At 48.7% G+C, this 14365-nt stretch carries 13 protein-coding genes and 1 pseudogene; 9 read left to right on the forward strand and 5 right to left on the reverse strand.

The features are described from left to right. The first annotated feature begins 57 nt into the window (after positions 1-57). From IE064_RS13655 to IE064_RS13690, 8 genes and pseudogenes are all read left to right on the forward strand, one after another. On the forward strand, positions 58-1134 hold the full coding sequence (locus tag IE064_RS13655; protein ID WP_189618254.1) for an efflux RND transporter periplasmic adaptor subunit: 1077 nt from the start codon (positions 58-60) through the stop codon (positions 1132-1134). Further along, entirely contained in the window at positions 1134-4211 is a 3078-nt protein-coding gene (locus IE064_RS13660; protein WP_189618255.1) for an efflux RND transporter permease subunit, read from the forward strand. The genes IE064_RS13655 and IE064_RS13660 overlap by 1 nt, the downstream gene beginning before the upstream one ends. Positions 4212-4591: 380 nt before the next feature. Next, positions 4592-5434, forward strand: coding sequence for a hypothetical protein (locus tag IE064_RS13665; RefSeq protein ID WP_189618256.1), 843 nt, complete (start codon positions 4592-4594; stop codon positions 5432-5434). Further along, positions 5431-5862 (forward strand): hypothetical protein, encoded by a 432-nt coding sequence (locus tag IE064_RS13670; RefSeq protein WP_189618257.1) that lies wholly within the window; start codon positions 5431-5433, stop codon positions 5860-5862. Before IE064_RS13665 ends, IE064_RS13670 begins: the two co-directional genes overlap by 4 nt. 125 nt (positions 5863-5987) lie before the next feature. Further along, complete coding sequence (locus IE064_RS13675; protein WP_148522278.1) at positions 5988-6425, forward strand: hypothetical protein; 438 nt, start codon at positions 5988-5990, stop codon at positions 6423-6425. A gap of 133 nt (positions 6426-6558) precedes the next feature. After that, positions 6559-7194 carry a recombinase family protein gene (locus IE064_RS13680; RefSeq protein ID WP_189618258.1) on the forward strand — a complete coding sequence of 212 codons (636 nt, stop codon included), beginning with the start codon at positions 6559-6561 and terminating at the stop codon, positions 7192-7194. Between the two features lie 120 nt (positions 7195-7314). Then, a pseudogene (locus tag IE064_RS13685) lies at positions 7315-8237 on the forward strand (GGDEF domain-containing response regulator). 346 nt (positions 8238-8583) lie between these two features. Further along, the gene (locus IE064_RS13690) at positions 8584-9534 is read left to right on the forward strand and encodes an IS30 family transposase (RefSeq protein ID WP_189618259.1); all 951 of its coding nucleotides are present in this window, start codon (positions 8584-8586) and stop codon (positions 9532-9534) included. Between the two features lie 248 nt (positions 9535-9782). Here the strand turns inward: IE064_RS13690 and IE064_RS13695 are convergent, their stop codons facing one another. Beyond that, entirely contained in the window at positions 9783-10676 is an 894-nt protein-coding gene (locus tag IE064_RS13695) for a LysR substrate-binding domain-containing protein (protein ID WP_189618260.1), read from the reverse strand. A 102-nt stretch (positions 10677-10778) separates the two neighbouring features. Between IE064_RS13695 and IE064_RS13700 the strand changes: the two genes are divergently transcribed. Next, positions 10779-11108: a YciI family protein gene (locus IE064_RS13700; protein ID WP_036114537.1), complete on the forward strand. Its 330-nt coding sequence runs from the start codon at positions 10779-10781 to the stop codon at positions 11106-11108. 151 nt (positions 11109-11259) lie between these two features. On the opposite strand, the gene IE064_RS13705 is transcribed toward IE064_RS13700, so the two are convergent. The 4 genes from IE064_RS13705 to IE064_RS13720 are packed head-to-tail and all read right to left on the reverse strand — an operon-like array spanning position 11260 to position 14314. After that, positions 11260-11817 carry a flavin reductase family protein gene (locus tag IE064_RS13705; RefSeq protein WP_189618261.1) on the reverse strand — a complete coding sequence of 186 codons (558 nt, stop codon included), beginning with the start codon at positions 11815-11817 and terminating at the stop codon, positions 11260-11262. Between the two features lie 58 nt (positions 11818-11875). Next, positions 11876-12733 carry an SDR family oxidoreductase gene (locus IE064_RS13710; RefSeq protein ID WP_189618262.1) on the reverse strand — a complete coding sequence of 286 codons (858 nt, stop codon included), beginning with the start codon at positions 12731-12733 and terminating at the stop codon, positions 11876-11878. A 35-nt stretch (positions 12734-12768) separates the two neighbouring features. Continuing rightward, positions 12769-13536 carry an SDR family NAD(P)-dependent oxidoreductase gene (locus tag IE064_RS13715; RefSeq protein ID WP_189618263.1) on the reverse strand — a complete coding sequence of 256 codons (768 nt, stop codon included), beginning with the start codon at positions 13534-13536 and terminating at the stop codon, positions 12769-12771. 34 nt (positions 13537-13570) lie between these two features. Beyond that, positions 13571-14314, reverse strand: coding sequence for an SDR family oxidoreductase (locus IE064_RS13720; RefSeq protein ID WP_036114533.1), 744 nt, complete (start codon positions 14312-14314; stop codon positions 13571-13573). Between the last annotated feature and the right edge of the window lie 51 nt (positions 14315-14365).

Genomic DNA, 14365 nt, shown 5'->3' on the forward strand with positions numbered 1-14365 from the left:
ACCCCGTGCCAGAGCTGTTTAATAAACAATTACAATAAGTTAATTAACACTTGTGGTATGAGCCTTCGCTGGCTTGGGGTCGGGTTGTTGCTGGCCGCGTTGGGTGGTTGCGATGATGCCGGCCAGAGTGCTGCGCTGCAGCCTATTCGGCCAGTGAAAACGGTCGTGGTGAAAGCTGTTGAAACCACCCCGAAAATCACTCAGGTCGGCGATATCGAAGCTTATCAACAAACTTCTCTGGGTTTCAGAATTGCCGGGCGAGTGCTTGAGCGGCGGGTTGACGTGGGCACAAGCGTGCATCAGGGCGATATTTTGGCAACCTTGGACCCCAGCAATGCCAGCAATGCTCTGAAACAGGCCAAGGCGGAACTGGAAAGTGCCAAATCCGCTGAAACATTGGCCAAGCGCAACCTTGAGCGTATGAAAAACCTGCTGCCCGATGGTGCTATTTCCCAGTCTTATTACGATCAGTCACTTTCCGACTGGCAAACGGCTAAATCTCGTCTCGATCATGCCCGGGCCGCAATGAGCGATGCTAAGGATAACCTACAGTTTACCCAACTGCGGGCGCCACTGGATGGCGTGATTAGTGAAACCAACGCCAATGCTGGGCAGGTGGTCAATGCTGGTCAACAGATCTTCCGTCTGGCCTACAATGGTCGCCTGGATGCTGTCTTTGAAGTCCCGGAACAGGTACTGCAGACAAAACTTGAAGATCCAAAAATTACGGTATCTTTACTATCGGATCCGAGCGTACAGGCCGCTGCAAAATTCCGAGATGTGACACCTCAAGCTGATCCCAATACCCGTACCTACCGAGTGCGGGTGACACTGATTAATCCGCCTTCACAAATGAAACTGGGCGCTATCGTTAGAGGACAGCTTTTTCTAGCTCCGGTTAAACAGGTGGTTATCCCAAAACAAGCGCTGACCCGCCAGGAACAGCAGCCTGCCGTCTATATCGTTAACCTTTTAACGGGAGAGTTGCGGTTACAGGCGATTCAGATTGCACGTTATAGTGATGACGCTATTTATGTAACTTCAGGACTAACACTCGGGGACCACGTGGTAATAGCCGGAGTGGATAAATTGCGCCCAGGTCTGAAAGTGCGCTTGATGCAGGGAGCGTTGTGATGAGTTCGAATTCATCTGATAAACGATTTAACTTGTCGGCCTGGGCACTGGAAAACCAACAGATGGTTTCCTTCTTTATGCTCGTGGCCGTAGTGTTGGGTATTTTGAGTTTTCAACGACTTCCTCGTAATGAAGATCCAGTATTTACTATCAAAACTGCGGTTGTTTCTGCTCGCTGGCCTGGAGCAACTGTGGGAGAAACAACGCAATTATTAACAGATAAGATTGAAAAAAAATTACAGGAACTGCCACATCTAGATTACCTTCAAAGTTATACCCGGACTGGCGAATCGGTGGTTTTTGTCAATCTGAAAGACGATACGCCGCCGGAGCAAGTTGATCATATCTGGTATCTCATCCGCAAGAAGATGGATGACTTATCCCCATATCTACCCAGTGGAACATTGGGACCTTTTGTTAACGATGAATTTGCTGATACTTACGGGACAATTTATGCCTTTACTGCAGATGCCTTCAGCTCCAAAGAACTGCGCAGCCAGGTTGACGATATCCGTTCGGCGTTAATGAGGGTACCGAATGTCAGCAAGATTGAGGTGCTGGGAGCCGAAGAACAGCAAGTGGTGTTGGCCATATCCTCCAAAAAGTTGGCTGGGTTTGGTTTTAATTTGCAACAAGTGATCCAGAGTATCCAAGCACAGAATACCGTGACCCCCGCCGGGATTATTCGTACAGGGGACGAACAGATTGCTGTAAAGGTGAGTGGAGCTTATCAGTCGATCGATAGTCTTCGTCATGTGATGCTACGAATTAATGATCGGTTTATACCTCTGCAAGATATCGCCACGATATATAGCCAAACGGAGCAACCACCAGCGGCGCAGTTTAGGGTGAATGGCAAAGCGGCTATCGGCCTAGCTATCTCTATGTCACCGGAAGGCAACATGTTGCAATTCGGTCAGAAACTGCAGACAGCAATGGATAGTATTGAGTCAAATCTGCCTTATGGCATAGAAGTAATCAAGATTGCTGATCAACCCGCAGTAGTTAAAAAGGCTGTTAGTGGTTTTGTCCATGTGTTGGTGGAAGCGATAGTGATTGTACTGGCTGTTTCTTTTATCTCATTGGGAACTAGAGCCGGACTGGTCGTGGCGGTTTCTATTCCTATCGTCCTCGCAATGACTTTCACGGGAATGACTCTTGCTGGCATTGGCTTACAACGTATCTCACTCGGAGCCTTGATTATCTCACTGGGGTTGCTGGTGGACGATGCTATGATCACCATTGAAGCGATGGTAGCAAAACTGGAAGCTGGATGGCCGCGGCGTCAAGCAGCGGCATGGGCCTATCAGAATACGGCTTTCCCCATGCTGACAGGCACATTGGTAACTATGGCAGGGTTTATACCAGTTGGTTTTGCGGCTTCCAGCGCCGGGGAATATTGCTATTCGCTCTTCATGGTAGTGGTGATCTCGCTGGCTTGCTCGTGGATTGTAGCGGTTCTTTTTTCACCGCTTCTTGGGGTATGGTTGTTACCAAAGTCGCTCCAAGGGCACCATGAAACGGGCAAACTCAGTAGCTTTTATCAACGGCTGCTTGTGAGCGTTCTACAACATCGTTGGCAAACTATTGGATTATCTACGGTTTTATTATTGATTGCTGGAGTATTGTCGACCCAACTACATTCCGAATTTTTCCCGTCATCAGATCGTCCAGAACTGCTGGTTAGCCTGAGACTCCCAGCCAATACCGCGCAAGCTCAGACATTGGAGGAAGTGAAAAAATTTGAGAGACAATTGATTGATAACCCTAACGTTGATCACTTTTCCAGCTATGTAGGCTCTGGTGCGGTGCGTTTCTATCTGCCGATGGATATTCTGCTGAGTCAGGAAAATATCGCGCAGTTGGTGGTGGTGGCTAAAAATATCAGGCAGCGGGAGGCATTGCGTCAGCAGTTACAGGCGATGATGCAGCGGGATTTCAGCCAGTGGGTCACGCGGGTGTCACCGCTAGAACTCGGCCCACCAGTGGGTTGGCCGCTGCGTTATCGGGTCAGTGGCCCACAACTGGAGCAAGTGCGTCAGTATGCCCAACAATTAGCAAATGTGGTTGCTACTCATCCCAGTACGCGCGATATCAACCTGACATCGGGAGAACCGCAACGGCTGCTGCGAGTGGTGGTTGATCAAACAGCGGCAAGGGCTGTTGGTCTCAGCCGTCAGCAGATCTCTGAACAACTGGCCACACTGTTTTCTGGCCAGACAATTTCATCCTTACGCGAGGGAATACATCCCATCAGTATTGTGGTGAAAGGTGGGGTGAGTGAACAGCGAGACATTGAAGCGATTGAAAATCTGCAAATATCACTGGGCAAGGATCTAGTGGTACCACTCAGACAGCTGGCAAAGGTGGAATATGCTATTACTGACCCCATTGTCTGGCGGCGCCAGTTAGAACCGTTTATTACAGTACAGACAGATATTGCAGCTGGGGTGACGACAGCTCAGGTATCTGCAGAATTGTTATCAAAAATTAAGCAGTTCCGGCAACAGTTACCGTTTGGTTACGACGTAACAGAGGAAGGTGCGGTGGTGGAATCGACTAAAGGTAATATCTCAATTTATGAAGTTCTACCCGTGACTCTGATCGTGATGTTAACACTGTTGATGATACAGTTGCGGCGTTTTTCTAGGATGCTGCTGGCGCTGGTAATGGCACCCTTCGGGTTGATAGGTATTGTGGTGGAGATGCTGCCAACGGCAACTCCTTTGGGCTTTGTGGCTATGTTGGGCATTATTGCACTGGTCGGTATGATAATTCGAAATGCGGTGATCCTCATCGCCGAAGTCGATATTAATCTGGAAAAAGGCGAGGATATATCGGGCGCCATTATGAAGGCGGCAACGCACCGAGCTAGGCCTATCCTGTTGACGGCGCTGGCCGCGATATTAGGGATGTTGCCGATTGCGCGGCAGGTATTCTGGGGGCCGATGGCCTATGCCATTATCGGTGGTCTGATGGCGGCTACCATGATCACGCTGACGATGCTGCCAGCAGCATTGAGTCTGGTACTGCATTGGGAAAGCCGTCCAAGATCCGAGACTGGTTTGAGTGCGTAAAATAACGATGCTGTAACCGGATGTCACCCGAGAGTAACTGTATTTATTGACTAATCCCCGTGCCGTATACACAGCGCGGGGATTTTACTTGCCGATACAGAAACTAAAAATGTAAAACCACTCAAAGTGTTAGAAAGCTATTGGCGCACATATGGAGTGCAATCTTTTGTTAGGTTTTGCCATGGAAGAACCCATTCTAGGCGATTTGCAGCATTTTAAAAGTGGGATATCTGGGAAAGTGGGACAAAATTATTATCTTTATTGTTACTCATTTTGAAGTTTGTTTTATCAGTACAAACTATTGATTTTAAATAATAAAATAGTAAATCCTCTTGCGTTTTTCTTCCTCCATGCGAATCTTTATAAAGCAGGAGGTAATCATGAAAAAATACCCGTCTTTATCATTAATTGCTTTATGTGTGTCCTTGTCAGGTTGTGCAGCCGGACCCCGTCATTATGCTCAAGATGAATCTCGGGCTTTAAATCTAGCGCGAGCCGGGGGCATCTACGATTTGGATTTGAGAGATTCCCACGATGGTGTCCACTCTTATAGCAAAGGTATGTTGGTTCCATTACTTGGGCTCGCTAGGCTAACGACTTCATTTAATGATCCGCTTCTGCGTCTTTCTGGTACGCAGACGTTCGCGTTTAACGCTACCGATATAATGATGACACCAGACAATCCCTCGGCTAGACCAAGTCTAATGGGATGGATGCCCGCATCTGCTGTTACCTCAGAATCTCAGGCTTATGAGAAATATGTGCATCTTGTCGATCAGGCTATCCAGCATGTGGCCGATGATATGGCATTGAATGTCACTAAACTGAGTAATGTAGAAACGCCAGAAATTGATGGTCATCCCATGATTCTTTGGTCTGTTGAAAGCGCCGAGCATGGATGCGGTATTGGTCAATGTGTGGTTGCTTACAACATTACGACTCCTTATCTCTGGAAGAGCCCGCTCTACATTAAAGATGGTGAGTCCGAAAGCTATAACATCGCCGCTAATCACCTGAAGAACTATTCTCGCTTTGTGTTCCGTCAGTCAGGATCACAAGACTTTCCAATTGATGAGTTTTATAGAGCCGTCAGTGCTGCATTGCCATCGTGGATGGTGATCTATTACCCACCAAACCATGTGGTTAAGGATGGCCAATCTCTCCCATATCCAGTGTTGTATGAGCAAGGGGAACAACTGCTGTTTAAGGAGCCTGCATTATGAAAAGTGAATATCAGGAGCTAGACAATATTGTTCTGGCGATGGATGAAGTCCAAACGGACCCCGTAATTCTTACCTACTTGATCAGTCATCTATTGACGAGAAATTCGGTGTTTCATCAGCCTAGAGTGGGATGTGTCAAATGCAAGAGCACGGGAGAGCTAGTCTATCCCCATAGCTGGATTGAGCTACCTGGCGGTTGGATTGTTGATCTCAGACTGAATCAGGCTTTCAACACGTTCGACCGCTATCCGCAAGGCATTTTCGAGCCATCATCCTACCGGAACCTTCAGTATTTCGGTATGCCCCTTACCGTGCCTGAATATGAACCATCTGAACTCGATGAAATGACTGATTTTATGTTTTCCAAGTTATTCAGTGTGCAAGGACTGGATATTCAAGTGAGCGGAGGTAGCTATGACTGCATTTGAGTGGGGAATGCTTGGGTTATTCCTATTTTTTAGTTTGGTCACCTTCTGGTGTCTTTACAGCTATAGAGCCAACCAGAAATTGTCAGGCCAAGGCAAACCTCAAACCGAAAAGTGGGAGGGAAAGCATGAGTCAAAATCTCAAAAATGATCTAGTGAATATAGTGTTGCTTGGTGTTCTGCTACTCGGATTGATGCTGGCTCAAGACTCTGGATGGGGATTCTTGCTTGCAGGTTTGCCATTGGCCATTTGGTGCTTTAAAGCTTTCGTATTTATCCAACGCAGATGGTGGTTAGCCATACCATTTTGGTGTGCACTTACTTATTTGTGTTGGCAAATGTCCTTGGCACTTTGGGCTGGCTATCTATTCGTTGCGTTTGTCAGAAAAATGATGGAGTTAAATGAAAATTATCCAGCACCAATTCGACAAAAAACTAAAAGGCATAAAAGAAAAATGGATGATTACGATGAGTATATTTTGACTCAAATAGGTCGTCATGTAGGTTGTGGGCTTCCAGATAGTTTTGATTACGACGGCCGAAACCATATTGGGTTTGATGACTGATTTTTGGCCCTTAGCTGGTTCCTTTTGAGTACACATCAACGGAACTAGCCATCAGACTGGTTTTACTACCAACAGAACCATCTAAACCAGACCAGAGATAAAGCACCACCTATAACAGACTGTGGAGATCTAGATGTTCATTCGAGCTTACCTTCGCGCATCAACCAAAGAACAAAATGCAGAACGGGCACGCGAATCACTCATTCAGTTTGCTGCTCAGCATGGTCAGCATGGTCAGCGAATTGCTGCCTTTTATATCGAGAATGTCTCTGGCGCCACTTTGCACCGACCTGAGTTGATGCGTTTGATTGCCGAGTCAGGTGAGGGTGACATTGTGCTGGTTGAACAAATCGACCGCCTAGCACGGCTCAAACAAGGTGATTGGGATACGTTGAAACAAAAGTTGGCCAGCAAACGCTTAGCCATTGTTTCACCAGAACTTCCTACCAGTTGGCTGGCTTTACAACAACATAACGAAACTGACTTTACCGGCACTATTTTACAGGCGGTTAATGCCATGATGTTGGATATGCTCGCTGCCGTTGCTCGCAAAGATTATGATGACCGACGACGCCGCCAATCACAGGGGATCGCAAAAGCTAAATCAGATGGAAAATACAATGGGCGCCAACCAGATCTCAAACGGCATCAGCACATAGCTAGCCTATTGAAGACTGGCCATAGCTATAGTGACATTCAAGATATATTGGGGTGTTCGCGGCACCTAATTGCAACTATCTCGAAGAATATCTGTAGCACAGATCAGTAACTCCATGACTGAGACTATACAATTTACTGCTAAGCGCTGTTCAACAGCTTAATTTCAAGGATGCAAAGCAGTTACTTGCTGAAAAAATGGCTAATATAGGTGGTTTGGATGTATAATTTTATGCCATATGTTGTAGCCAAAGTGCTCATTGTTGATGATGACAGCACGGTTGTTATGGCGCTTCATGCTGTACTCAATAAAATGGCCAAAATTCGGTTTGCGAGAAGCGCTACGCAAGCCTATCAAATGATCCGAGAGTCGCCGCCAGACCTTATATTGCTCGATGTTGAACTTCCTGACGGAAATGGCGTTGATGTTTGCATCAAGCTAAAAGCTGAAGATGTTACGCGACAGATTCCCATACTGTTTATCACCAGTAGAATGGAAAAGGGTTTTGAAGAAAAAGTGTTTAATGCAGGTGCTGCGGATTACATCCTGAAACCTCTGAATCCTTGTGTCGTAGCGGCGAGAGTGAAAACTCATCTTGCCTATCGTTATGCCTTAATCCAATTAAATAAACTTGCGCATATCGATGGCCTGTCTGGTTTGCCAAATCGACTGGCACTTGGTAAACAATTAGAAATCGATTTCAGACGCGCAAGAAGAAATGAAGAGCCTCTATCTGTGGTTATGTGTGATATTGACGAGTTTAAAAAATATAATTACTTTTTCGGTCATCTAGCCGGCGATGATTGTATCAAAGCTATCGGCGAAGTTTTAAAGAATACGATAAAACGTCCTGCCGATATGGGGGCGAAGAGTTTGCGTTAATATTACTCAATACTGATAGGTTAGGAACTGAAAATATTATTGTGAGCTTAATGAAGGCAATCGAAGAAATCGCAATTCCACATTCTCCTAATGCCAAATCCCCCTTCATCACCATCTCTTATGGCATTACTACCATGGAGCCAGCTTTATGTGATTTCAACAAAATAACGCCGAATGAGCTGCTCCTCGCCGCAGATAAAGCGTTATACAGCGCCAAACATCAGGGACGGAATCAGTATCAATTTGAAGAATTATTACCGTCCGATACATAACTTACATACTGGTCAAAATGTTCTGACCCAGTAATAGGGAGTGCTTTGTATCATTACTAAAATTTGGTCAATAAGCATGAGTGGGTACCTGTCAGCAAACAACACCGAAACAAGCAATGGACCTAATGTTTTAGATAAGGCAGCGTACCAATGTATTAGTATGATCCTTTATTATTTGGTATGAGACTTATTACTCTCCCACACCAATAAAGTGCATCCATCACATCAAAGCCAATAGCACATCCCGAATTCAGATAATAAGTGCACCACTCATGGTTAACGGGTGATAGATGATCAACTGCCTGTTGGTGGTATTCTAAAGTCGCCAAACAATTAGAGTATTACCATGAGTTACAAGCAGTTGATCGAGGGACAACGATACCAGATTGAGGCCTACTTACGCGAGGGTTTCAGTTACCGGGAGATCGGAAAACGTCTGAGCGTGAGTCACAGCACAGTCAGTCGGGAAGTAAATCGCAATAGAATTCGGGATAACCACTATTTGCCGGAAACCGCTCAGGCAAAGGCACTGAAGCGCCGCTGCCAGGCCGCAAAGTTCAGGATATCTGAACTGACGATAACCTTTGTTGAGTTCGGGCTGAACGAGAAATGGAGCCCTGAGCAAATTGCAGGTGTAGGTAAAATCATCGGTCATCACGTCAGTCACGAATGGATTTATCGCTACGTCCAGCGTGATAAATTACGTGGCGGCAAGTTGTACAGGCAGCTACGCCAGAGTCACCGAAGGTATCGTAAAGGTGACCGTGCGAAGCGGATAATTATCCCGAATCGGGTTGGCATTGAGCATCGTCCCGCTATCGTGAACAAGAAAAAACGGTTCGGTGACTGGGAAGCTGATACGGTTCTCGGCAAGCAAGAAACGGGCGCGATTGTTAGCCTAGTCGAGCGCAAAAGTAAGCTTTACCTGATACGCAAAGTGCCAGCGAAAAGCGCAGCAGACGTGGCCCGAGCCATGGTTGGCATGCTATGGAAATATCGAGGTCATGTCCGAACAATCACAGCGGACAACGGCAGCGAATTCTGTGACCACGAGTTGGTCGCTGAGAAGCTCAAAACCGATATCTACTTCGCAAATCCGTATTCATCCTGGGAACGCGGACTGAATGAAAACTTCAACGGTTTGCTGCGGCAGTACATCCGGAAAGGCACCGATTTACGGACGGTAACAGATAAACAAATTGGTGAGATTGAACGGGCATTAAATGCCAGACCGAGAAAGTGCCTCGGCTTCAGGCAACCTGTTGCGGTATTCAACGAATTACGCAAGGCTGCCTAAATTAGCGAGTGGTGCACTTCGGAGTTGAATTCGCGATTAAATTTAGCCACTTGAACAGATGTAATAGAATTACCCCAAAACAATACGAGTATCTAAAAAAATTTTCCATCTCATAATTCAAATGAGCTAGTTCCTTATGACAAAAGAAATAACCCAATGAGATAGGCTATTGCTCATCTGCTGTTAAAATGACTGACAGCAATGATACCTAAGTGAAATTGCTGTTATTAAAAGGCTTGGCGGAATAATTAGCTAAGATGTTCATACAATTCGTCAATAAAAACTTTATACCGGTTTTCGTTAGCCCGAGAAGGGTCGTAGAGCAAATGCATTTCCCGTGAGGGAATAGTGAAGTTCTCCAGGACAGGAACGAGTTTTTCCCTGTTGATAAGTCGCCTGAGCTCTTTTTCATAACCAATCAGCACACCTGTGCCTCTTAATGCCGCCTCAAGGATTGCTCCCCAGTCGTTAATCGCCAGGCGAGAGTTTACCGTCACTTCAGCAGGTCCTTCAGTGCTGGCAAAAGGCCAGTAATGGGTTAATCCCGCGGACCAGGGTGCAAAAACCAGACACTCATGATGTTTCAGATCAGAAGGTTGTTCTGGATGACCGTACTTTGTCAGGTATTGAGGAGCAGCGCATGCAATAAATCGGTATGCAGGCAACGGTTTTGCCGCAAGCCGGAGTTTCTTATCAAGCTCGCCGATTCGTATCACCAGGTCAAAATCTTCTGAAGCAGGATTAATAACTTCATCAGTAAGAACAAGTTCCATACGCATTTTCGGGTAGCGCTCAAGAAATGTGCTCAAAAAATCCACCAGGACATAACGGCCGAACGTTACGGGCGCATTCAGCCGCAGCGTACCTGCAAGAACTCCGCTCGTACTGCTTGCTTCCCGGTCAGCGCTGTCGATGGCCTGTAAAATTGTTTCACAACGCCTGTAGTACAGCGATCCTGCCGGCGTCAGGCTTTGCCTGCGCGTCGTTCGGTTAAGCAGGCGCGTTTCAAGCTGCTTCTCAAGTGTGGCGATATGGCGGGCCACCATCTGAGGCGACATACCGAGTCTGTCTGCGGCCGCGACAAAAGAGCCTGTCTGAACCACAACCACGAAGGCCCGCATTCCGGTAAGTTTATCCAGCATTCGCTACTCCTGGTTGTTTCAGAACTCAATATTGGCGAATTTTAAAAACTGCTAATACTTATTATGCTTATTTTTTGTCTCATGAACAGGACAGCGAAAACGATGCACATTTATATTGTCAGAATGGACCATCCGGACGGCCGCGGGTGGAATACCTTTGTGCGCGAGCATGTGATTTATCTGAAGGGTCTGATAGAACAGGGCAAACTGTTAGCGTCCGGTCCGCTCAAAAACACGCCACTGCGGGCGGGATTTCTTATTTTCAGGGCTGAGACGCGCGATGAAGTCCAGTCCATGATCGGTGCGGACCCTTTTGCACGTGAAGGCCTTATTGCCCACCTTGATATCCAGCAATGGGACCCGTTGTTCGGGCAGCTCAGCAGTTACTCAAGCCATAATGCAAGCGGGGATTTGAAGGATTTAATTGATTAACCAATTGAGTTAAGAAAAATTTCTCTCAGTCTGCCGGATGATCCACATACAGGGTATGGGGAAGAGGAACGCCTGTATTCATGGCGATACATTTCCGGTATGTTCGGTAATGTATCGCCATTAACCAATTCTGGTTAGCATGGCAGAACATTCAATCCATCAGGTCGCGCCATTTTACCATCCTGTCACTGAGGTCAAGCGTCTCTCCGTCGACACTGAAACGGCCATCGCCCTGATGGTGGAGCAGGCGCAGTTCCTGCCATGCGCAGTCAAGCCAAATCCTCCGAACTTCCAGCACCCACAGGTTATAGCGCCGCACCTGTCGGTCATCCACCACTCTGCACTCCAGGTTAGCCACGCATTCATCTATCAGAGGCGCACTGACCGATTGCGCGGCAACGGGGGTCAGGCCGAAACGCGCAAATTTGTCGTCTGTTTCTCCCGAGCAATTACCGATGTCCACAACGGCCTTTGCCATCCCGGCTGGCGGTACAGCCAGAACACATTCCCCGGTATCTGACAACGCCTGATAGCTGTAATCCCAGGGGCCGATAATCACACCGACCAGCGGTGGGGTATGCTGCATCATCATGTGAAAACCTGCGGTCATCAGATTCGTTCGGCCATCTGTCCCCCTCGTGGACACCAGAATAACGGGACCAGCTTCAAGAATACGGTACGCTTTTTCCGCAGGTAGGCTGTCATGCATGAGATATCCTCCAGAAAGAAAATCAGGGACAGTGTGGTTCACATGTCCCCGGGGGTTATTACTCTTCAAAATCCGTGGCGTCTGACGTGCTTCGCCAGACATCAAGGTTCTGACTCACTGCATGCATTTTTTGTTCAGCGAGGGTGTTGGCAATCTTACCAGCAAAAAGATGCACGGTAGGGACGTCAGCACTGGCCGCCTGCAGTATCAGAGAAGCGACTTTATCAGGATTGCCAGCCTGTTTGCCGTCCAGACCGTTCAGATGGAGGTCCAGCGAGGCCTGAGCTTCGGTATAGTCAGCGATTGTGCGCTGGGCCACGACCAGCGTCTCTTTCGACAGAAACCCGGTGCGCACCGGTCCAGGATAAACCACTGTGGCTCTGATGTTCAGCTCTGCCAGTTCGGCCGCCAGGGTTTCGGTCAGACCGGCCAGTGCGAATTTGCTGGCGACATAGCTGCCCCAGCCCGCGTAACCGCCCTGAAAGCCCACGATCGACGCCACGTTGAAGATATGGCCGCTGCGCCGCGTACGCATATGCGGCAGGGCATGGCGCAGAACATGCAGGGGAGCAAACACGTTAACATCAAAATTGCGACGCAATTCGCTGTCGGTTAATGCTTCAATGGTGCCCTGCTGGCCGTAGCCTGCGTTGTTGACCACACAGTCAATGCGCCCGAAGGCGGCAATGGTGCTGTCGATGGCTTTTTGAACGCTGGCTTCGTTCACCAGGTCCACCTCCAGCGCCAGCAGTCGCGCGTTATCGTCGCCGAATGCCTGACGCAGACTGGTCAGGGTGCGGGAGGTTGCGGCTACGGCATCGCCTCGCGCCAGTAACTGGCGTGCCAGCGAAAGGCCAATACCACGAGCAGCGCCGGTGATAAACCAGACTTTTGCAGGGGAGGTTTGTTGTTGCATTGATGAAGACTCCTGTTGTTGAAAAATGAATTGCATTACTGAATGGCGACACTCATGCCACCGTCGGCCATAACTACTGCGCCGACAATGTAACTGGCCCTGTCTGACGCCAGAAAGGCGGCGACTTCTGCGATTTCATCGGGGTGGGCTGCACGACCAACAGGCGCTTTACGACCATGCTCTACCAGATATGCCTGCCCGTCGGGCTGGATTGTATTCGTGATGTTTGTCACCGCATCTCCGGAGCCGACTGCATTAACACGAATACCGTGAGTGATAGCTTCCAGCGCGAGTGTACGGGTTAACTGTGCCAGCGCCCCCTTGGAAGCTGCATAGGCGGCGATACCGGGAAAAGACTGATAACAGGCGTAAGAACCAATATTAACGATTGCACCCGATTTTGCCGCTATCATTGGGCGCATGGCTTCCCTTGAGAAAAGGAATGCGCCCGTGGCATTAACAGCCATGACCTGGTTCCATTCCCTGAGCGTCATTTCTGCCACCGGCTGGTTGATGATGATGCCAGCGTTGTTGATTAATACGTCGAGGCGACCGAACTGTTCTGTTGCAGTCCGCACAGCCAGTTCCGCACTGGCTTCCTGAGTCACGTCGGCGACAACGGGGACAATGCCTTCACGTGCTAGCGCATTGACATTATCCCCCCGGCCAACTGCGACGATACGTGCGCCCTGGCGGTGCAACAGTTCGACGGTCGCCAGGCCGATACCGCTGGCGGCACCGGTGACGATCGCAACACGGCCTGCAAAGGGCATAGCCCTGGAAAAAGAGTCTGACTCTGACATGAACACTCCTTAATAAATGAAAACATGTTTACGGTTAATGAGGACTGGCCACAGGACGGACGATGAGTTCGCTGATATCTACGCCAGCGGGTTGTTCGATGGCATAGGCGATTGCCTGCGCCACGGGCTCCTGAGGTAAGGCGATGCGCCGGAATTCGCGCATGGCAGCCCGGGCTGTTTCGTCCGTAATATGATCGGCAAGTTCTGACTCGACCACTCCCGGGCTGACCAGCGTCACCCGGATCGCATCGGTCTCCTGCCGAAGCCCGTCAGAAATAGCGCGCACGGCAAACTTGCTGGCGCAATAGACAGCGGCTGTGGGCGAGACCGTATATGCGCCTGTGGAGGCAATGTTAATAATGTGACCATAACCCTGCTCCTGCATGATCGGCAGGACGGCGGCTATCCCGTGCAGAACGCCCCGTACATTGACATCCAGCATGCGGTTCCACTCTTCGACCTTCAACGCTGCCAGCGGTGAGAGTGGCATAACGCCAGCGTTATTTATGAGCGCGTCAATGCGTCCGTGCTTCTCCAGCGCCCTGGCTGCGATGCGTTGCAAATCTTCTGGTCGCGTGACGTCAATTGCCATGGCATCAACATTACCCCCCGTTGCCCGCAACTCTGTCGCCAGTGCGGTCAGTTTTTCAATACGTCTGGCACCGATAAACAAATGATGACCCTTCCGGGAAAGATGACGCGCTGTGGCCTCACCTATACCACTACTGGCACCGGTAAGAATGACCACCTTAGACGTTTCTGATACCACTGTTTTCATCACTCCTCCTTGCCTGTCCCCGGGCGGGACAGGGAATGTCATTGGAATATC

The organism is Shewanella fodinae (assembly GCF_014651955.1).
In the GTDB taxonomy this organism is placed as follows: domain Bacteria; phylum Pseudomonadota; class Gammaproteobacteria; order Enterobacterales; family Shewanellaceae; genus Shewanella; species Shewanella fodinae.